The organism is Salmonella sp. NW38 (genome assembly GCF_051807745.1).
Lineage (GTDB): Bacteria > Pseudomonadota > Gammaproteobacteria > Enterobacterales > Enterobacteriaceae > Salmonella > Salmonella enterica.
This window is the reverse complement of sequence record NZ_JAMMTO010000002.1, coordinates 134,793-155,454: the sequence shown is the minus strand read 5'-3', so window position 1 is coordinate 155,454 and position 20,662 is coordinate 134,793. Positions and strand designations below refer to the sequence as shown.

General features: G+C 49.4%; 19 protein-coding genes and 1 pseudogene. 12 read left to right on the top strand and 8 right to left on the bottom strand.

What is annotated here, in order from left to right; all coding sequences use genetic code 11:
• Positions 1–27 precede the first annotated feature (27 nt).
• The 6 genes from NA624_RS04550 to hypT all read left to right on the top strand — a co-directional run bounded on the left by NA624_RS04550 (position 28) and on the right by hypT (position 6,905).
• Positions 28–1,299 (top strand): DUF445 domain-containing protein, encoded by a 1,272-nt coding sequence (locus NA624_RS04550; protein ID WP_001033023.1) that lies wholly within the window; start codon positions 28–30, stop codon positions 1,297–1,299.
• Between the two features lie 208 nt (positions 1,300–1,507).
• On the top strand, positions 1,508–2,692 hold the full coding sequence (locus NA624_RS04545; RefSeq protein WP_439040250.1) for an MFS transporter: 1,185 nt from the start codon (positions 1,508–1,510) through the stop codon (positions 2,690–2,692).
• A gap of 871 nt (positions 2,693–3,563) precedes the next feature.
• Positions 3,564–4,235: a nucleoside recognition domain-containing protein gene (locus tag NA624_RS04540; RefSeq protein WP_000068750.1), complete on the top strand. Its 672-nt coding sequence runs from the start codon at positions 3,564–3,566 to the stop codon at positions 4,233–4,235.
• Positions 4,232–4,693 (top strand): YjiG family protein, encoded by a 462-nt coding sequence (locus NA624_RS04535; protein WP_000211979.1) that lies wholly within the window; start codon positions 4,232–4,234, stop codon positions 4,691–4,693. Before NA624_RS04540 ends, NA624_RS04535 begins: the two co-directional genes overlap by 4 nt.
• A 12-nt stretch (positions 4,694–4,705) precedes the next feature.
• On the top strand, positions 4,706–5,878 hold the full coding sequence (iadA, locus tag NA624_RS04530) for a beta-aspartyl-peptidase (RefSeq protein WP_001113052.1): 1,173 nt from the start codon (positions 4,706–4,708) through the stop codon (positions 5,876–5,878).
• A 118-nt stretch (positions 5,879–5,996) separates the two neighbouring features.
• Positions 5,997–6,905 (top strand): hypochlorite stress DNA-binding transcriptional regulator HypT, encoded by a 909-nt coding sequence (gene hypT, locus NA624_RS04525; protein ID WP_000383509.1) that lies wholly within the window; start codon positions 5,997–5,999, stop codon positions 6,903–6,905.
• A 5-nt stretch (positions 6,906–6,910) separates the two neighbouring features.
• On the opposite strand, the gene NA624_RS04520 is transcribed toward hypT, so the two are convergent.
• Together NA624_RS04520 and NA624_RS04515 are read right to left on the bottom strand one after the other, a co-directional pair.
• The gene (locus tag NA624_RS04520; protein ID WP_000683243.1) at positions 6,911–7,645 is read right to left on the bottom strand and encodes an aspartate/glutamate racemase family protein; all 735 of its coding nucleotides are present in this window, start codon (positions 7,643–7,645) and stop codon (positions 6,911–6,913) included.
• 238 nt (positions 7,646–7,883) lie between these two features.
• Positions 7,884–8,414, bottom strand: coding sequence for an Hcp family type VI secretion system effector (locus tag NA624_RS04515; protein ID WP_000907671.1), 531 nt, complete (start codon positions 8,412–8,414; stop codon positions 7,884–7,886).
• A gap of 717 nt (positions 8,415–9,131) precedes the next feature.
• Between NA624_RS04515 and trpS the strand changes: the two genes are divergently transcribed.
• Entirely contained in the window at positions 9,132–10,145 is a 1,014-nt protein-coding gene (gene trpS, locus NA624_RS04510; RefSeq protein ID WP_001094616.1) for a tryptophan--tRNA ligase, read from the top strand.
• Here the strand turns inward: trpS and uxuR are convergent, their stop codons facing one another.
• The gene (uxuR, locus tag NA624_RS04505; RefSeq protein WP_000841654.1) at positions 10,146–10,919 is read right to left on the bottom strand and encodes a Uxu operon transcriptional regulator; all 774 of its coding nucleotides are present in this window, start codon (positions 10,917–10,919) and stop codon (positions 10,146–10,148) included. It abuts the gene before it with no gap.
• A gap of 349 nt (positions 10,920–11,268) precedes the next feature.
• On the opposite strand from uxuR, the gene NA624_RS04500 reads away from it, so the two are divergent.
• Entirely contained in the window at positions 11,269–11,943 is a 675-nt protein-coding gene (locus tag NA624_RS04500) for a dienelactone hydrolase family protein (protein WP_000588690.1), read from the top strand.
• Here NA624_RS04500 and NA624_RS04495 read toward each other — a convergent pair.
• The 3 genes from NA624_RS04495 to NA624_RS04485 all read right to left on the bottom strand — a co-directional run bounded on the left by NA624_RS04495 (position 11,940) and on the right by NA624_RS04485 (position 14,478).
• Entirely contained in the window at positions 11,940–12,401 is a 462-nt protein-coding gene (locus NA624_RS04495; RefSeq protein WP_001642121.1) for a DUF302 domain-containing protein, read from the bottom strand. The genes NA624_RS04500 and NA624_RS04495 overlap by 4 nt on opposite strands.
• Positions 12,402–12,605: 204 nt before the next feature.
• On the bottom strand, positions 12,606–13,517 hold the full coding sequence (locus NA624_RS04490) for an STM4504/CBY_0614 family protein (protein ID WP_000556784.1): 912 nt from the start codon (positions 13,515–13,517) through the stop codon (positions 12,606–12,608).
• A 352-nt stretch (positions 13,518–13,869) separates the two neighbouring features.
• On the bottom strand, positions 13,870–14,478 hold the full coding sequence (locus tag NA624_RS04485; protein WP_000864858.1) for a DUF1062 domain-containing protein: 609 nt from the start codon (positions 14,476–14,478) through the stop codon (positions 13,870–13,872).
• A 487-nt stretch (positions 14,479–14,965) separates the two neighbouring features.
• Here NA624_RS04485 and NA624_RS04480 point away from each other — a divergent pair, with 487 nt between their 5' ends.
• The 3 genes from NA624_RS04480 (at position 14,966) to NA624_RS04470 (ending at position 18,135) form a co-directional block, all read left to right on the top strand.
• Positions 14,966–15,223: a YjhX family toxin gene (locus NA624_RS04480; RefSeq protein WP_001054380.1), complete on the top strand. Its 258-nt coding sequence runs from the start codon at positions 14,966–14,968 to the stop codon at positions 15,221–15,223.
• A 4-nt stretch (positions 15,224–15,227) separates the two neighbouring features.
• On the top strand, positions 15,228–16,859 hold the full coding sequence (locus NA624_RS04475) for a class I SAM-dependent methyltransferase (protein ID WP_077905462.1): 1,632 nt from the start codon (positions 15,228–15,230) through the stop codon (positions 16,857–16,859).
• Positions 16,860–17,418: 559 nt separating this feature from the next.
• Complete coding sequence (locus NA624_RS04470; protein WP_000532940.1) at positions 17,419–18,135, top strand: YebC/PmpR family DNA-binding transcriptional regulator; 717 nt, start codon at positions 17,419–17,421, stop codon at positions 18,133–18,135.
• 459 nt (positions 18,136–18,594) lie between these two features.
• Here the strand turns inward: NA624_RS04470 and NA624_RS04465 are convergent, their stop codons facing one another.
• The gene (locus tag NA624_RS04465; protein ID WP_000199880.1) at positions 18,595–19,470 is read right to left on the bottom strand and encodes a phosphorothioated DNA-binding restriction endonuclease; all 876 of its coding nucleotides are present in this window, start codon (positions 19,468–19,470) and stop codon (positions 18,595–18,597) included.
• Between the two features lie 352 nt (positions 19,471–19,822).
• Positions 19,823–20,101: pseudogene (locus NA624_RS04460) on the bottom strand (VOC family protein); the annotation flags it as partial.
• A 170-nt stretch (positions 20,102–20,271) separates the two neighbouring features.
• Between NA624_RS04460 and queD the strand changes: the two are divergent.
• On the top strand, positions 20,272–20,634 hold the full coding sequence (queD, locus tag NA624_RS04455; RefSeq protein ID WP_000859000.1) for a 6-carboxytetrahydropterin synthase QueD: 363 nt from the start codon (positions 20,272–20,274) through the stop codon (positions 20,632–20,634).
• Positions 20,635–20,662 lie beyond the last annotated feature (28 nt).

Below are 20,662 nucleotides of genomic sequence, written 5' to 3'. Positions count from 1 at the left end.
CTGCCGTCTGGCTCTATCCTTAACCCTATGAATAAAATCGCCGAACTCAAACGCGCCAAACGCCTGGCGCTCTCACTGTTGCTGATAGCCGCCGCGACGTTTGTGACCACGCTTTTCCTGCCGCCCAGTTTTTGGGTGCTGGGCATAAAAGCTATTGCCGAAGCGGCGATGGTTGGCGCGCTGGCGGACTGGTTTGCCGTGGTGGCGCTGTTTCGCCGTATTCCCATTCCGTTTATTTCACGACATACGGCGATTATTCCCCGTAATAAAGATCGAATCGGCGAAAATCTTGGGCAATTTGTGCAGGAGAAGTTCCTTGATACGCAGTCGCTGATCGCGCTAATCCGCCGCCATGAACCCGCGCTGCTTATCGGAAACTGGTTCAGCCAGCCGGACAACGCCAGCCGGGTCGGGCAGCATCTGCTGCAAATTATGAGCGGCTTTCTGGAACTGACCGATGACGCCCGTATTCAGCGGCTGCTCAAGCGAGCGGTACATAAGGCGATTGATAAAGTGGATCTTTCCGGCACCAGCGCCCTGATGCTGGAAAGCATGACCAAAAACGATCGTCACCAGGTGTTACTCGATACGCTGATCGCCCAGCTTATCGCCCTGTTACAGCGTGACAGCTCCCGAACATTTATCGCCAGACAGATCATACGCTGGCTGGAGACCGAGCATCCGTTAAAAGCGAAGATTCTGCCGACCGAATGGCTGGGAGAACACAGCGCTGAACTGGTCTCCGACGCGGTAAATTCTCTGCTGGATGATATCAGTCACGATCGCGCGCATCAGATTCGTCATGCCTTCGATCGCGCGACGTATAAGCTGATCGATAAACTTAAACATGATCCGGAAATGGCTGCCCGGGCAGAAAACATTAAAAGTTACCTGAAGGAAGATGAGGCGTTTAACCGTTATCTCGGCGAGATCTGGGCGGATCTACGTCAGTGGTTAAAAACAGATATCAACGCCGAAGACTCGAAGGTAAAGCAGCGCATCGCTCATGCCGGACAATGGTTTGGCGAGACGCTGATCGCCGACGACGCATTACGCGCCTCGCTTAACGGTCATCTGGAACAGGCCGCGCACCGGGTCGCGCCGGAATTCGCCGCCTTCCTGACGCGCCACATCAGCGATACCGTAAAAGGCTGGGATGCGCGCGATATGTCGCAGCAGATTGAGCTTAATATCGGTAAAGATTTGCAGTTTATCCGCGTGAACGGCACGCTGGTCGGCGGCGCTATCGGTCTGGTGTTATATTTACTGTCGCAAATACCGGCACTGCTCAGTATTTAACGCCGTTCTCGTTCAGATTAACTGCCAAACCCCGCACGCGGGAGGCATTAATTTAATGCCATTTCCCACCGATGCCCCTCTTCTCAATCCGTTATTCACCTGCGCTTCACTTTCTTTTCTTGCAAATTTGAAACATTAATTTTACTTTTTATTATCATTTACAACAACAATCCGGCATTCCTGCCTTACTTTAGCAAAGAGAAAAACCATGGTTCATGCTCAGAGCGCTTCACCTCGCCATCCCATTTTTACGGCGCTTTTCGGTATGATGGTATTGACGCTGGGGATGGGAGTTGGCCGCTTTCTGTATACGCCCATGCTGCCGGTAATGCTGGCGGAAAAGCAGCTAACGTTTAATCAGCTCTCCTGGATTGCCAGCGCCAATTATGCAGGGTACCTGGCGGGAAGCTTACTGTTTTCCTTTGGCCTTTTTCATCTCCCCTCTCGTCTACGCCCCATGCTGCTGGCTTCGGCGGTCGCCACCGGTATTCTTATTCTGTCTATGGCGATATTTACTCAGCCCGCGGTCGTCATGTTGGTGCGCTTCCTGGCAGGTGTCGCGAGCGCGGGAATGATGATTTTTGGATCAATGATTGTGTTGCATCATACCCGCCATCCGTTTGTGATCGCCGCGCTCTTTTCCGGCGTCGGGGCCGGGATTGCACTGGGCAACGAATATGTCATTGGCGGTTTACATTATGCGCTTTCGGCCCATTCGCTATGGCTGGGGGCCGGAGCGCTCGCCGGTATATTGCTATTAATCGTGGCAATGTTGATTCCCCCCCGCGCTCATGCGCTGCCGCCTGCGCCCTTAGTAAGAATCGAAAATCAGCCTATGCCCTGGTGGCAACTGGCGCTGTTGTACGGTTTCGCCGGATTCGGCTACATCATTGTCGCTACCTATTTGCCGCTGATGGCGAAAAGCGCGGGCTCTCCGCTACTCACGGCGCACCTTTGGTCGTTGGTCGGCCTGGCGATCATTCCCGGCTGCTTCGGCTGGCTGTGGGCGGCAAAACATTGGGGCGTCCTGCCATGCCTGACCGCGAACCTGTTGATCCAGAGCGCCTGCGTGCTGCTGTCTCTCGCCAGCGACTCGTTGTTGCTGTTAATACTGAGCAGTATTGGTTTTGGCGCCACGTTTATGGGCACAACCTCGCTGGTGATGCCGCTTGCCCGACAGCTCAGCGCGCCGGGTAATATTAATTTGCTAGGCCTGGTGACGCTAACGTATGGTATTGGGCAAATTCTCGGTCCGCTCGCCGCCAGTCTGTCAGGCAATGGCGCGTCGGCAATTATCAACGCCACGCTTTGCGGCGCCGCGGCGCTCTTTTTTGCCGCGCTGATCAGCGCCGCGCAGCAGATAAAACAAAAACGGTTTGTGATACGTGAATAAGCGGTAGAGTAAACTCGCGCTCTCCGCACCGGGTTGTATCTTTAACGCTATTCGCGGCACAATGCGGATCTGTTTTTAATAGCACATCCTCAACACGTTATTTCAGGGTAAAGATGCCACTAAAAACTATACTTATTCTATGGTTATTAGTGCTATCAATCTGCCTATTATTTTATATACCCTTCATACTTCAAGTGGCTTCTGTGCTGGCTACGGATTACCCGGCCCATCCATGGGCCTCGCCCTGACGGGCCGTTGCTCACCCCAGTCACATAGTTATCTATGCTCCTGGGGACTCACTCCCTTGCCGCCTTTAAGCAACTCGAATTATTTTGGCTATATATCCCATTATGATGATTATCGCGCCCTTTCAAATCATCACAATTATAAATAAATCACATCATGAAATTAATTAGATGATTCGTTTTTTATTACCTGCCCGTAGGATTCTTAGGGCGCAAACTGACCCATCAGCGGCTACTGACCTGACCGTGACAATTCCTCTTAAGGCGTGAAAAATTACAGTAAAAAGTAAAATTTAGGTTAAAAAATCCTATTTTTTAACAACGATAATTAAGTGGCGTGAAATTGACTAACGTCAAATTTATTTCCTCTTTTTCCTGCTCCCGGCTCCGGCCTGCGTCAACACCTGTTTCTTTGCTTTTTTTACCTCGCGTTATACCGTCCACGGTTCCCCGCGCCTCCGGCAGTAGCGAGGATGGTGATTTTTCGCGCTGCCATGCAAGAAACGCATAGCACGATACATACTTGCATTTTGTCCTTACCCTTATGGCTGATAAGGTCTTTCTGTTTCGGGCTTTTTGGCCTGTGGCTACAACCAACACATCATCAAAAAAATTCGGGGATCGCTATGGCGCAACAAGTGGACGGGGCGGCCATGCCGCTTGATACAGAAAAGGTCGGGATAAAGGGATACCTGGCGTTTTTTCTCACCATTATTTTCTTTTCCGGCGTATTTTCCGGAAGCGAAGGCTGGTGGCGCGTTTTTGATTTTACCGTACTCAACGGGTCATTCGGTCATGTGACCGGTACGCAGACCTTTCGCGGCGCGGGCGGAACGGGCGCGAAAGATGGCTTCCTTTTTGCGCTGGAGCTGGCACCGTCGGTTATCCTTTCTCTGGGTATCATCGCGATTACGGATGGACTGGGCGGTCTGCGGGCGGCGCAGCAATTGATGACACCCATCCTGAAACCATTGCTTGGCATTCCCGGCATTTGCTCACTGGCGCTGATCGCCAACCTGCAAAATACCGACGCCGCGGCGGGTATGACCAAAGAGCTGGCGCAGGAAGGCGAAATCACAGAACGCGATAAAGTGATTTTTGCCGCCTGGCAGACCAGCGGCAGCGCTATTATCACCAACTATTTTTCCTCCGGCGTTGCGGTATTCGCCTTTCTGGGAACGTCAGTCATCATTCCGCTGGTGGTCATTCTGCTATTCAAATTTATCGGCGCAAACCTTTTGCGCATCTGGATTAACATCGAAGAACGCCGTCACCCTGCGCAAGGAGCCCAATCATGACGACTCAGGTACGTAAGAATGTCATGGATATGTTTATCGATGGCGCACGCCGCGGTTTTACCATCGCCACGACCAACCTGTTACCCAATGTGGTCATGGCATTTGTCATTATTCAGGCGCTGAAAATTACCGGTCTGCTCGACTGGGTAGGCCATATCTGCCAGCCCGTGATGGCGTTGTGGGGGCTTCCCGGCGAAGCGGCTACGGTACTTCTGGCTTCGCTGATGAGTATGGGCGGCGCCGTTGGCGTGGCGGCCAGTCTGGCTACCGCCGGCGCGCTAAGCGGCCACGATGTTACCGTACTACTGCCAGCCATTTACCTGATGGGAAACCCGGTACAGAATGTCGGCCGCTGTCTCGGTACTGCCGAAGTCAACGCCAAATATTACCCGCATATTATCGCAGTCTGCGCCATCAATGCGCTGCTGTCGATCTGGGTCATGCAGCTTATTGTTTAATAAGGAGTTATCATGCCTGATTTATCCGCCGCGGAGTTTACCTTGTTACAGGGTGCGCACCTGTTTGCGCCAGAAGACCGGGGCATCTGTGATGTTCTACTCGCGAATGGCAAAATTATTGCCGTCGGCGCTGACATCCCCGGCGATATCGTACCGGACTGTGCGGTGATTAATCTTAGCGGTCGTATGCTGTGCCCGGGCTTTATCGACCAACACGTTCATCTGATCGGCGGCGGCGGCGAAGCGGGGCCGACGACGCGGACGCCGGAAGTCTCCCTGAGCCGCCTGACGGAAGCCGGGATAACAACGGTCGTCGGCCTGCTTGGCACCGACTCCGTCAGCCGTCATCCCGCGTCGCTGTTAGCCAAAACGCGAGCGCTAAATGAGGAGGGGATCACCGCCTGGATGCTCACGGGCGCTTATCACGTTCCGTCGCCGACCATTACTGGCTCGGTAGAAAAAGACGTCGCGCTGATCGATCGCGTCATTGGCGTGAAATGCGCAGTCTCCGACCACCGTTCCGCCGCGCCCGGCGGGAATCAACTCGCCAGCATGGCCGCCGAATCACGCGTTGGCGGCCTGCTGGGCGGTAAACCCGGTGTCAGCGTTTTTCATATGGGCAGCAGCAAAAAAGGGTTACAGCCGCTGTATGACATCCTGGAAAACAGCGACGTGCCGATCGGTAAACTGCTGCCTACCCACGTCAACCGTAGCGAATCTCTTTTCGAGCAGGCGCTGGCGTTTGCGCTTAAAGGCGGCGTAATCGACATTACCACCAGTATCCCGGATCCCGTCGCGCCGGCGGAGGGCATTGCCAGAGCGGTAAAAGCCGGCGTCCCGCTTTCCCGGGTGACGCTCAGTTCAGACGGTAACGGCAGCCAGCCGCTATTTGACGCTGCCGGAAATCTGACGGGTATCGGCGTCGCGGGCTTCGAAAGTTTGCTGGAGACGTTGCAGACGCTGGTTAACCACTACGGATTCAGCCTGACCGATGCTCTGCGCCCGCTGACGACCAGCGTAGCCGCCTTCCTCAGTCTGGACAGCAAAGGCGAAATCCGTCCCGGTAACGATGCGGATCTGCTTGTCTTTAGCGCAGATTTACGCATTGAGCAGGTGTATGCGCGCGGCAAACGCATGGTCAATGAGGGGAAAGCCTGCGTAAAAGGTACCTTTGAACCGGCGTAATTCCCGCTAGTTTCAGGCTGCCCCATCACGGCATTCTGAAAGAGGACGGGATAAGCGGTTGTCAGCCGCCCGAATGGACGTAGAATGCCCTTTCGGGCGGCTGACAGGATAACGGTAAATGGATGTAACTGGAGCAGGTTTGCACAATATTGAGACAAAATGGCTATATGATTTTCTGACGCTGGAAAAGTGCCGCAATTTCTCTCAGGCCGCCATTATCCGCAACGTATCGCAACCCGCTTTTAGCCGGCGGATTCGCGCCCTGGAACATGCCGTGGGCGTTGAACTGTTTAATCGACAGGTCTCGCCGCTACAGCTTTCCGAACAGGGTAAAATCTTTCACTCCCAGGTTCGCCACCTGTTACAGCAGCTGGAAAGTAATCTGACCGAACTGCGCGGCGGCAGCGATTATACGCTGCGTAAAATCAAGATTGCCGCCGCCCACTCGCTCTCCCTCGGCCTGTTGCCGACCATCGTTAAGCAGATGCCGACGCAGTTTACCTACGCCGTTGAGGCGATAGATGTCGACCAGGCGGTGGATATGTTACGTGAGGGACAAAGCGATTTTATCTTTTCTTATCACGATGAAAACCTGCAACAAGCGCCGTTTGATAACATCCGCCTGTTTGAGTCGAGACTGTTTCCGGTTTGCGCCAACAATGGCCGGGGCGAGCCGCGCTATACGCTTGAGCAGCCGCACTTTCCCCTGCTTAATTACAGTCAGAACTCCTATATGGGCCGGCTGATAAATCGTACGTTGACTCGCCATGCTGAACTGAGTTTCAGTACATTTTTCGTCTCTTCGATGAGTGAATTGTTAAAACAGGTTGCGATGGACGGCTGCGGAATCGCCTGGTTGCCCGAATATGCTATCCGTCAGGAGATTACCGACGGGCGCCTGATCGTGCTTGATGCCGACGAACTGGTTATCCCGATCCAGGCTTATGCTTATCGCATGAATACCCGCATGAGTCAGGTAGCCGAAACATTTTGGCGCGACCTGCGTGGGCTTCAGGCCGCGCTGTAAACACATCAGGCGGTAAGGCGTTGTTCCCCGGTCAAAGAGGCGCGGGTGTCCGGCCAGGACTCATACCAACGAATCGCCGCGCGCACCAGCGACGCTGTGGAATCAATCATCGGGCACGCTATCGCGCGTTCATGTCCGGCCACAATAAGCGGAATTTCGGTACACCCCATAATAATTGCCTGCGCGCCACGGGCAATAAGGCTATCGATTTGCGGTAGCAGCAGCGCTTGCGCCGCAGTTTTATCGCCACGTTTAAGCGTATAAATAGCCTGCATTACCAACGCCTGCCCCGCGTCTTCTGGCTGAATTAACGTCAGCCCCCGCGCCAGAGCTTTCTTTTGATATAACCCGGTCGCCAGCGTCGCATTGGTCGCCAGCAGACCAACGTGCCGCGCCGATGGCGGAATATCCCCCAGGGTAGCGTCCAGAATGCTGATCATTCGCGCTTTCGCGACGTTCTGTAAATCATCAAACCAATAATGCGCAGTGTTGCATGGGATAACGATACACTCCGCCCCGGCGTCTTCCAGCATATGCAGATAACGCTCCAGATAACGGAATGGCGAAGGCCCGCCGGATAACAGACATGCTGTACGATCGGGAATATCAGGAATAGAGCTGACAATGAGCGGGATGTGTTGTTGATCACAACTGGCATGTCGTAATTCAACAAATTTTTCCAACATATCCGCCGTTGCCGCAGGTCCCATCCCCCCCAGTATCCCAATGGTGTGTTTCATCGCTTTTCCCGCTTATTTACGTCAAGGTCAGAAACACACTATCAACTTGATGTGTATATAAAAAATGCCGTTTTATTAGCGGCTATGCGTAAAAATCATAACGGGTGTAAGGGCCACGCGTTATCGCCTTTTCTGGCAATCGATTGGTTACATGAGCGTTCATCGACCTTCGCAAGCCGCTAAATGCCATTTCGCTACACCGCATTGCCCACTGCGAGTCCGCACGCTTGTTTTATCCTCATCGCCACAGCGCCTGTCGGTGAAGGGGCCGCCGTGTTTTGCTTTTCGACGCTAATGCGGGAATATCCCAGCGAATATGGCTATAAACCAAATCCACGGTCTCCGTGGCGCTGCCTTCGGCGTCGCCATGATTGCTCATGCGTGAAATCCGCACATTGGTGAGCGTATAAATAATAAATGGCAGCATTGCGCCCTTATCACGACGGCATAATGTCAGCACGCCTTCTTTCACCGTTTTCCCGTTACAATAGTGCTCATAGAGGCCAGGCGTAGCAAGATCGACAGGCTTTGTCAGCGTCAATCCTCCAATATATGTCCCTCTCGCTTCGCCGGACTCCCGTTTCGTCGGGTTGTGGTTGTAAGCAATAAGTTTTATTTGGTTTTCAAAACCTTTGATCCGGCTTTCGCCTTCAATACCGTCCAGTTTTAAATAGATGGCGTCCATCCCCCCTCCGTGATTATCATGCGGCAAAGCAGGCTGACAAGGACGGAACGCCAACAATGAAAGAACGTTCCATTTTCCAGCCATTTCGTTGGTGTCTCTGTATACCAGATTAAATACCGACAATCTGCTATAACTGGATTCTTGCTAAATACCTTCTGCCATCAACAATCCATTTTACAATAGCGCTACTGACCTGAAATCTATTACGCCTGGCATTCAAGCATCGTTTCCTGAATAACCATAGCCGCTATAAGAACCATATCAAAAAAGAAATATCAATATCATTTCTTATTTTTATCCGAGAAATTACTTAATTACACAGAATCGGAATATAGACAATTCTTATTCCTTTTCACATCAATGGGTTTTTTAGACTTTTGTCATATAGAAAACAACCATTCCAATAGAACATATTTACTATGTGAATATATTTAATGTTTTTATCGCGCGCAGTGTTATCACAGTAATAAATGATTTGCATCAAAAATGCGCCTTTCAGCGCCACGTATTTTTGGACAGCAAATTATAAAATCGCGTTTCAAAGTCAGTAACATGTTCTCTGTTCAGGCGATATGACTTTATGCCCGGACGACACGCCAGCCGCTTTACCCTTACGTTTAGTCGTGATACGTTAGATCACATGAACACGAAACGATCCAACGCTACGCAACGCCATCTCCGCTGGTGGCTGCCTTCCTGAAGGCGGCACGGATCACTATCCCTCTTTAAGTAGCCGCCGAAAGGCGGCTACTGTGTTTCGGGACGTCTTTCGGCTTTACAGTAAGCATAAAGGAGTCCTTAATGAACACCCTTCCCATCATTCTGACTGGCGATCGCCCCACCGGCTCGTTGCACCTCGGCCATTATGTCGGTTCACTGCGCCAGCGCGTCGCGCTACAGCAGGATCACCAACAGTATGTCCTGATTGCCGACCTGCAGGGACTCACCGATAACGGCAGTAATCCGCAAAAAATCCGCGATAATATTCCGCAAGTGTTAGCTGACTATCTGGCCGTCGGCATCGATCCCGCGCTAACGACGATCTGCCTGCAATCCGCATTACCTGCCCTCGCCGAATTAACGGTGCTGTATATGAATATCGTTACCGTCGCCCGAGTGGAGCGTAATCCTACGGTAAAAAATGAGATTGCCCAAAAAGGCTTTACCCGTTCCCTGCCGGTCGGGTTCATGGCGTATCCCATTAGCCAGGCGGCAGATATCACCGCCTTTAAGGCCGAAATGGTACCGGTTGGCGACGACCAATTGCCCATGATTGAGCAAACGAATGAGATCGTTCATAAGATGAATAGTCTTTTCTCCTCGCCGGTATTGCGACCCTGTCAGGCGCTCCTGAGCGATACGGGCCGTCTGCCCGGCATTGACGGCAGCGCCAAGATGTCGAAATCGCTCGGCAATACCCTGCTTCTTTCCGCCAGCGAAGAGACCATCCACCGTGCGGTCAGCGCGATGTACACCGATTCCAATCATTTAAAAATTAGCGATCCGGGAAAAATAGAAGGTAACGTCGTCTTTACGTGGCTGGATGCGTTCCATCCGGATAAAGCCAAAGTCGCGGCGATGAAAGTACATTATCAACAAGGCGGATTAGGCGATCGTGTCTGTAAAAATGAGCTGGAGACCTGCCTGCAAGAACTGATCGCGCCAATACGCGAACGACGGGCAACCTTTATTGCAGATAAGGGAATGCTAATGGAATTGCTGAAAAAAGGTAGCGAGCGGGCGCATGAGGTCACTCAAAAGACGCTACAGGAAGTAAAACGTGGACTGGGTCTGCCCACGCTATTCCAGGTATAATCAGGCATCAACGTTGTCCAGCGGCCATGACTCAAACAGATAGCCATCAAAGTAGATGTCATCAACATTGGAAAACTCCAGCAGACGCTGCTTCACGTTTTCCAGGTGCTGCCACATCGCCAGCTTCGCTGCGCGGGCGTCTTTCTTAATTAACGCCGCGAGGATCTGTTTATGATCAACCAGCCACTCCTTACGGTAAAGCGTATCGCCCAGATGGCTATGAAGCTGGAGCCACATCGGATTATTTTCACGCCATTGCCAGGACTGGCGGAAGAGCTCTACCAACATACTGTTATGGGTCGCTTCGGCAATGGCCAGATGAAACTGCATATCGCCGCTTTCTGAGCCGCCCGGCGCGCTGGAGGCGAGCTCTCGCTCTTCCAGTTGTAACGCCTGGCGCATTTTAATGATGTCTTCGCGGGTGGCCTGCAGAGCGGCAAATTCAGCGATATTGCTTTCCAGCAACTGACGCGCCTGTAACAGTTCAAACGGCCCGGCATCATTACAGTGATTGACGTCAGCGCCTTCCATCTCGTTATTATCCGCGCTGTCGAGCACGTAGATCCCGGCGCCGCGGCGGACTTCAACCAGACCTTTAATTTCCAGCATGATCAGCGCTTCACGCACGACGGTACGCGTCACATTGAGCCTCTCAGCGATCTCTCTTTCCGGCGGCAAGCGCTCCCCGGGGCGGTACGGCGTCTGAACAATCAGATCCCGTATCATTGCGCCCACTTCCTGGTAAGGTCTTTGCTGAGAAGTGTTTGATTTCATATTGGTCGTGCCCGTCCGATGCGATTTCCCGGTATCAGACTATAGCATTTGTAAAGAGGGATAGCACGCGTAGCACACCAAAAACGCGAAACTGGTCAACCAACAAAATAATAATGCGCCCCGTTTCTCTAGTGAGGCCAGATGAAAGGAAAGGCAATAGACAATACACGACTGATGTTCCACCTTTAGCCCTGATGCCTGAATATGAACAGCATATTGGTTTACCAATATAAAATTTATCAACCAAAAATCAGACCATAAAATGTGTCTGTACATTGACAGGAACAATGCCTCTGACATAGCGTGATCGGCGAAAATCCAGCCGCTCTCTTTGTATCAAGAACGCGTTATGATAAAAGACACCGTGTTTTTCGCCCCAGGCGTATCCGGGGGAAGCAACGCCTCCAGTCTGTCGAGCCGCCATCGCCGGGCAGCGATTATTCTGCATGAAATTTATGGTATTAACGCTCATATCCAACGCGCAGGCCATGAATGGATGACGCGCGGATTCGACATCTATATTCCCGCGTTGTTTCCTCACCATACCCCCTTTCGCTATGAACAGCAGGAGGAGGCTTACCGTCACTTTTCAGCAAATGTCGGCTTTGATCCCGCCGTCGTTACCACGTTACTCCACGATCTCAGAACGCAGTATGAGACGTTAATCGTCGTAGGATATAGCGTCGGCGCAACGCTCGCATGGCTAAGTGCAGCCAGTGGGTTATGCGATGGCGTCATTTGCTATTACGGTTCCCGTATACGCCAGTACCTTCATCTTGTGCCTCTCTGTCCGGCACTGGTTATTATCGCGCGTTATGAGCCGGCGTTTGATCCCCTAGCCATGCGACAGGCGCTGGAAAAGCGCCCCCGGGTGCAGTGTAAAATGTACGATGCGCGGCACGGGTTCTGTGATGCTGATAGCGCCACCTTCGATGCCGCCTTATCTCATCAGGTAATGGACGATGTGAGCGCATTTATTCGCGACATCACCTGTGCAAACACATCGCCCGATTTTCAGCTTTAGTGGAGACTTTTTTCAACGAGCTGTTCCAGTTTTTTCAAAGTCTGTATGGCTGCGGCATCAAGACCATAACGTTGCAGCGTTTCAGCGGGATGATAACTGACCAACGTTCGCCCATCGGCTTGCTGGCTAATGAGCACCCGAAACGGTAAATCCAGTGCCAGTTCGGGATGCGCCAGCATGAGAGGCGTTCCGCCTTTAGGATTGCCAAAGACCAGAACCGTTGTCGGCGGCATTTTCAGGTTAACATTCTGTGCCGCTCTGGCATGGTCAAATTCCCCAAATAACACCAGACCGTGATCGGCGACAGCGTGCATCAACCGCGCTCGAGTCTGCAAATAGTCATAAGCGCTGTAGGTTTTAACCATGGTTATCGCTCCATCCTCTGTTGCAAAGCCAGGCCTTATTAAGATTAACATCAGGGTTACCGCCAATAAAAAAGGCTTTAAAATAGTACTCATTCTTCTCTCTCCCTGACCCAATACCTATGAGTAAATGCGACACAGATGATATGCAGTTTAAAAATCAGTCATCGTACTGTACCCCTTATTATTGCACTGAACAGCTCATCACTAAAAAAACAGACGGCAGAACAAAAAATTCCGACGTCTGAACAAATTTAAATAACGATGATGCAGTCTGACTGAGCGACAGCGCGATCATTATTATGGCGCGGCACCATCTTCTTCAGCCCGCTGGGTAAGAAAAAATATACTCCGCTCAGTAAGATAATAAATACTACAGGCCAACTCTTCAGAGATACGGAGCATCATTGCGTAGTGATGATGCGATTTTTCTGGCGCCATCGGCAGAAATATTTCTGACTCCAGCACGTCACTTAAAAAATGAAATTTATGTGTATATTCAGCAGATATAACGCCTCGCGCCATAAGATTAGCCATTAGTGTATTTAAACTATCTTGTTCATGATACACGATACCTTTTCTCTCATGAATTCTGAGAAGAACGCTTCTGAAGGCTGCATGACATTCCTTTACGACACAGGCAAAATCATTAAGCATCAGGCGATTATACGCTTCCATAAGATCATATTCGACAAAGCCATACTCTCCAGGGGAGTACAAATAATAACATATGTTTTTAAGCCGTTTTATTCTGCGCAACCTTACAATTCTACCATTTTCATATCGATATTTTAAACCATGCTCATGAAATAGATTATTTAATTCACTAATCGCCTTATCCGGTTCTAACCCAAGCGTAACTTCATAGGTCCGAAGGTAGGTATCTATATAGTTAAAAGCAAGTTCAATGGTATCAATATGCTTTCTTTTATCATCTGTTTTTAATAACAGATTACTCATTTCATCCAGATATGACGTTGAATGCGCATATAAGGTGAATAAGCCATACTCTTTGCGCAACGTTTTACATATTCTTCGATAAACTTCATCAGAATGACTATTATGATAGCAGTATAATGTCATATCATAAAAAGAGGAGCAATTTCCTAGCGTATTGATAATCAATAATATTATTTGCTCGCGTATTTCTAACGGAATATCTTCATATAACAGATCGCTATGCCTTAGTGAGTATGGTCTAAAGGTGTGCATTCCTCCCCCTTTAACCGCAACAGAACAGATTACGCTATGGATAGCTTCACATTACTCTAATGTCAGTGATTCAGGTATTAATATCAGCTCAACAGTGAGTCATTTTTTCTTATTTTTTAATGGTGTTGCGTGAATATTTATTTACTCTACAGTTAATTATAACCCATCGCCCTTTGTCATTCTGCTGATCATCACTGGTGCGAAAATCTGGATTATCCATGGCATTCAGTCTTCACTGAATGCCACAGACAAGGGTTATTCAACTAAAGCTCACCTGTCCCTTAGCCCTGCTTTCATTCCGTTACGTCACTGCCATACCAGCACACTTAAACGTAAGGTGAGCTTATTGTTTTTATCGACGGGTCAGAACAATCCTTCGCCGGTCATACAGTGTTTCAACAGAGAGCTGCAAGTCATATTTCGCATTCTTCAGTTTTCGCGATTTAAGCATTTTCATCGTGACGCCACTTATTTGCCCTGTTTCAATCCGTCTCTTGATTTCGGCTGCGCTTAACAGGAGTTGCTTCTTCAAAATCGACAGCAGGCTGACCTGAAAAGAACGGGAAATCCTGACGCTAACACTGACCTGCTTGTGGGAGGCGATACTGACCAGCCACCGTTCCTGAATGTGAAAATCAGGCTGCCCCGATAATTCAGCATTGTTTCGCTTCAGGATCGCGTTGTCATAAGCAAAATATTGCACCGTGGCGGCATCATTCGCCATCAGTCGACAATAAAGATCGCGGTTAATTTTGCTGACTGGCAGGCGTGAGAACAAGGAGATATTCCAGGTGTAATCGCAGTGTGTGCATTTATAAATACTCCAGACATCGAGTACCTTCTTTTGCGAATTAACCCGAAATGCCCCAGAAGGCGTGAAGTCCCGTTTTACGCTGCATGAAGGGCAACGTTTCGCTATGCGCTGATACCCCACAGGAGTGACAGTCCATATGACTTTCATAACGTACCTTTTTTAACCCATACAAAACCGGATCCGAACTCAGCGGACCATAAATGTTTATGCATGAAAAATATTTAAGTGATATTTTTCAGTGGGTTAAAAAAAGATTTCCAACGCAACAACCCTGTCAATGGCTAAAAAGATACGTCGAGACTATCAAAGCGGCCATTATCGGGTATATGAGTTTAATCAATATTCATTATGGTAGCGGCGGTATCTATTCAACTGACTTACTAAACGCATGATCCTCCCTTTGAGATCACACTTTTCACTCCCGGTTATTCACTTACAGAAAACAGGTGTTATCATTCACGACGTAAATACCTTTCAACTCAACCCGAGGCTTTGATGCTGGAGAATGTCATCATCCGATAATCAGTTCCCCGACCTTTTCAGGCCGGACTGATTATCAATGCGCCGAAATCGAATGCGGACACCGCAGTGTGTTTGCACGTTTTGCCTATGATGATTAAACAGGTTCTTCAGTATGAATTTATCCCGTCAGGAACAACGCACCTTACACGTTCTCGCCAAAGGCGGACGCATTACGCACATCCGCGATGCGTCAGGCCGCGTCACCGCCGTTGAGTGCTATAGCCGCGAAGGGCTGTTGCTTGCCGATTGCACGCTCGCTGTATTCAAAAAACTCAAAACCAAAAAGCTGATCAAATCCGTTAACGGTCAACCCTACCGCATTAATACAACCGGGCTGAACAACGTTCGCGCCCAGCCTGACAATCGCTAAGGAGATGATGATGGATATCAGCGCCGTTATTTTTGCAACGCATCGCATTCGGCTATTACCCGATGAAGGCAAAATCCCCTGGGACGAGCCAGCCTTCAGCCAACGCATGCTGGAAAATCATCTGTCGCAGGACCACGACTGGGCCAGCCGCCGGCTAACCGTGATTGAGCAACAGGTGACATGGATTACCCGTCAGTTACCCGCTGGCGCCCGCATTCTGGATCTCGGCTGTGGACCCGGTTTTTATACCCGCCTGTTAGCGGAGCGTGGGTTTCACTGCACAGGCGTAGATTTCTCTCCGGCATCCATCACATGGGCTCGCCAGCAGGCGCAAGCCGCAAACCTGAATATTGACTACATTCAGCAAGATATTCGTACATACCACCCCACGGAACCTTTTGATTTCATTATGATGACGTTTGGGGAACTGAATGTCTTTAGCGCTGCGGATGCGCAAAGCCTCATCAGTCATTGCGCGCAGTGGTTGAAACCGGACGGCAAACTGCTTGTTGAAGTGCATACCTTCGATGAAGTTAAACGCCAGGGCATGGCGCAGCCAGGCTGGCAGCGTTGTCCGCACGGCCTGTTTCTTGCCGTGCCTCATCTGCTGTTAACGGAAAATGCCTGGGATGAAGAGACCCAAACCAGCTCAACGCAGTTCTGGGCAATAGCGGAAAACGGCTGTACCACCCGTTTCGGCAGTCAAATGAAGGCCTGGCGCGATGATGAATATATCAGCCTGCTTGGTGATGCTGGCTTCACTGTGTTGCAGCGCCCGGACAGTCACACCTGGCCGGTCGGCGAAACTTTTGCAGGCAAGCTGTTTGCGCTGCTGGCTGAAAAAGCATCCACTTCTGAGGGTATTGCCCTCCGTAAAAGGAATAACCCAATGGATATCCCACGTATTTTTACCATTAGCGAAAGCGAACACCGTATCCATAATCCGTTTACAGCGGAAAAGTACGCCACACTGGGCCATGCGTTACGCATGAAGCCAGGCACGCGGATTCTCGATCTCGGTAGCGGTTCGGGTGAGATGCTCTGCACCTGGGCTCGCGATTACGGTGTTACAGGTACTGGCATTGACATAAGCCCGCTCTTCACCACACAGGCAAAACAACGTGCAGAAGAGCTCGGCGTCAGTGAATACGTACATTTTATTCATAACGACGCGGCCGGTTATATCGACGAGGAAAAATATGACGTGGCGGCCTGCGTAGGCGCCACCTGGATTGCGGGCGGTGTCGCGGGGACAATAGATCTGCTGGCCAAAAGCCTCAAACCTGGCGGGATCATTCTCATCGGTGAACCGTACTGGCGTCGGATCCCCGCAACGGAAGAGATCGCCCACGCCTGTGGCGTCTCATCCGTCGCCGGTTTTCGTCCCCTGCCCGAGCTGGTCGCCTTTTTCGACCAACTCGGCTATGACGTAGTGGAAATGGTGCTGGCGGACCAGCAAGGCTGGGACAGATATGAAGCCGCGAAGTGGATGACCATGCGCCGCTGGCTGGAGGAAAACCCTGACGATGAGTTTGCGCAAGAGGTTCGAACAGAACTGACGGCAGCCCCCAAACGTCACGTCACCTGGACGCGAGAATACTTTGGCTGGGGCGTATTTGCGTTAATCGCGCGATAACGTGAAGCAGGAGGTATAGCCTACAAGAGGTATACCTCCATTTAAAAGTATGCAACAAATTAACGCGGCTCAAGGCGGGAATATATCGTCTTAGAGACTATCCCACCAGGCGTTATTGGCGCAGCCAGTTTGGACACGGACAGCACGCAAAAACCGGAGCGTACACGTAGTACGTGAGGATTTTGAGCACTGCCCAGGTCCAAAATGGCAAGTAAAATAGCCCTAATGGGATAGGCTCTTAATTTCGCCATTAAGTTTCTGCCACAATATGTCGCAAGACGTGCAAGCGTTCCACCTCACCTGATGAGCGAAACCACCATCAATAAGACGTTATTGCTGCAATTCAATTATTAAGAATAAAAAAAGAACTGGAAGAAAATTAGAAAATGACTTATCCACCATATTAGCTATTGTTAAAATCAAAGTAATCCCCCGTAAAAGCCGGATGTTTTTATTTCTCATAGACGAGAATTTATATATTATGATATAATGCGGTAGAAAAACATGCAGGTTATTAACCTGCCATTAATGTAAATAATTTTTTGAGGAGATGTTTCCAGTGGGACGTAAATGGGCAAATATTGTTGCTAAAAAAACGGCTAAAGACGGTGCAACGTCCAAAGTATATGCAAAATTTGGTGTAGAAATCTATGCTGCGGCTAAACAAGGTGAACCAGACCCGGAATCAAACTCAGCTTTAAAATTCGTTATTGAACGTGCGAAACAAGCACAGGTTCCAAAACATGTTATTGATAAAGCCATTGATAAAGCCAAAGGTGGCGGAGATGAAACGTTCGTGCAAGGGCGTTATGAAGGCTTTGGACCCAATGGTTCAATGGTTATCGCTGAAACGTTGACGTCTAATGTTAACCGTACGATTGCTAATATCCGCACAATTTTTAATAAAAAAGGCGGGAATATCGGAGCGGCAGGTGCTGTCAGCTATATGTTTGACAATACTGGAGTGATTGTATTTAAAGGAACAGACCCTGACCATATTTTTGAAATTTTGCTTGATGCTGAAGTTGATGTTCGTGATGTAACCGAAGAAGAAGGAAGCATCGTTATTTATACTGAAGCTACAGACCTGCACAAAGGAATTGCAGCGCTAAAAGCAGCTGGAATTACTGAATTTTCAACAACAGAATTAGAAATGATTGCTCAATCAGAAGTTGAACTTTCACCAGAAGATTTAGAAATCTTTGAAGGACTTGTTGATGCCCTTGAAGATGATGATGATGTGCAAAAAGTATATCATAACGTTGCAAATCTCTAATTATAAATTAAACAAATCTGTCTCTATGGCAGATTTGTTTAATTTATAAAGCTGTTATAAAAAAGTCTATCTGGCCAGATATATAGATTTTTAAATTTATGTTTATTAGTTGCCACTTGATCTGACACATAGCCTTGAAAGATTGAGAGTTACCGGTTTTGATATAGTGTCGAATCCTTATATAAAACATGAGGTAATTTTCATGTTTCATCCGACGAATCCCGTCAGCAAGCTAAGCAAAAGCCAGCAATATCGGGTTGCTTACAATCTCCCTGTGCTCTTTAAGGCACCGCCCTTATAAATTCCGCTGGCGCTCTACCGCGTCGCTTGACCACAGGTGTGACTCCACCAGCGCGCTACAGACCATAGTGCGAGAACCGTGGCCGATTACTTTGATGCCTTTGATGTGATTCTGTTTTTAGCAGATAACGTATACCACACTCAAAATACTCCCCCAGATCAATGTCCTCCTCTGAACACCTCCCTCTTGTGCCATTCCACAAACCGTTCACCCGGATAATTTTCTTTCATCTGCGGCAACGCGATCTCTTTCCCCGCAAAATCCCAGAACAGCCGCTGTACCACTCCGCCACCATTCACCGCGTCGGAAACCACCACGCGCATATTTTCATCCAGACCAATCGAACCACGATCGAACGCTTTATGATGGATTGCGCACAACGCCAGGCCATTAGGTACTTCACAAGGACCATGATGCTGCTTCCATCTGATATGGGCTGCTTCAAGGGCTATAGGGGCGTTGTCGTGGCGCATATTGAAGCCGCAGACCGCACACTGATAATTGTAAGCTCGTAGCACCGCCTGGCGGAACTTCGGATCGCGTTGACGGAGAGAGGTGCGAATATCAAAACCCATCTCGTCAGCGATGTCTTCCTGAATACTGGTCGGAAAATGCGCCTCAAGGATCTGCTGCGCCAGCGTGTCGATTAGCTTACGTTTTTTTGTTACCAGCGCGAAATTGACGGCATCAAACCCACCAGCAACATTATATTCAATGAGTTCGCGCTTGGGCGGCTGGCGGCTACCGCTGGTTGAGCAGAATTCCGCGTTTTGCAATTCCCAGAAACCATCGCCCTTCAGACGCCAGAACGGCATATCCGGGCGCTGTTCACGGCGCTGTGGCCCATAGCGCTCCAGCAAATCCAGCAATTGCTCATGAATTTCAGAACCATAATCAAACAGGCGATCGTGCCCCTGCCGATAGTGCGAGAGAACATATAACAGCAATAACGGCTTATGCGGCGCTCGCTGCTCGCCTTTGCGCCAAATAGTAATATTTGATATCGCTTGCTTTAGGGTTTTGTCAGAGGTCATTACATTGAAGAATTCATGAGCACATAGTTGCGATGATGCTCGCAACTATATGTACATTCAAGACATTATTGCAGACATACTTTTTGTCTGTCGGCTCTGTACTGACAGTTAGCATTCTGATAACAACGGAAAAAGCACAGCGCTCAACCGAGAAAGGTAGGTAACTTCTGGATTTTAGACATAAAAAAGATCTCAGTTGAGGTTCATTTATATGATCCTGGAGCGAAGGCCGGACTCGCCTTTTCTTTTAATCGATTGAAAATAAATGGGTTGTTAGATTTTATTTTTGGAATTTGCCCCCAAAATGGGACGTAAAATTGAATACTGGGTGGAAGATCACAAAGTTGCGTGATTATTTTCCAGGACCGAAACGCATTCCAGAGTAAGGCTTCTCCCGGCATTGCGCCAGTCGAGATGCTAAATCTCCCACATGCAACTCCAGCTTGTGACCATCCGGGTCAAGAAAATAGAGGGATTGCCCTTCGCTTTTATTGTCTTTCCAGACCGTCACTCCCGCCTGTTTCAGCTTATACGAGAACGGCTCAAAATCTTCTGGCGCAATGCTGAATGCGTAGTGGGTATAGTCACATTCCTGCGGGGCCACGTAGTTACGGGATACGTCGTAAGAAAGGTGCCGGTAAGGACAATACATCTAACTAACCAATCAATCTTACTTGTTTTACGAATGAATGAGTTAATGCGCCTTGGCCAAACTATCCAGATTTTTATTTAACATACTCAAGTTACGTACTTCCTATTTCAGATTTGATTTGTTACATTATAACAAAAATTGAGGTACTCATGAAAACGACTTTGTATAAAGATTTCACATTTGAAGCCGCACACCGACTACCCAATGTACCTGATGGGCATAAGTGCGGACGTTTACACGGGCACTCGTTCGTTGTTCGCCTTGAGATCACCGGAGAGATGGATAAGCACGCGGGGTGGATTATCGATTTCGCAGAATTAAAAGCGATCTTCAAACCTACGCTGGATAGGCTGGACCACTATTATCTCAATGATATTCCTGGCCTTGAGAACCCAACAAGCGAAGTTCTGGCTCAATGGATCTGGAATCAGGTTAAACCACAACTCCCGATCCTGAGCGCAGTCATCGTGAAAGAGACATGCTCTGCAGGCTGCATCTACCGTGGTGAATAAACAAAAAGGAATAGCAGAAGCTATTCCT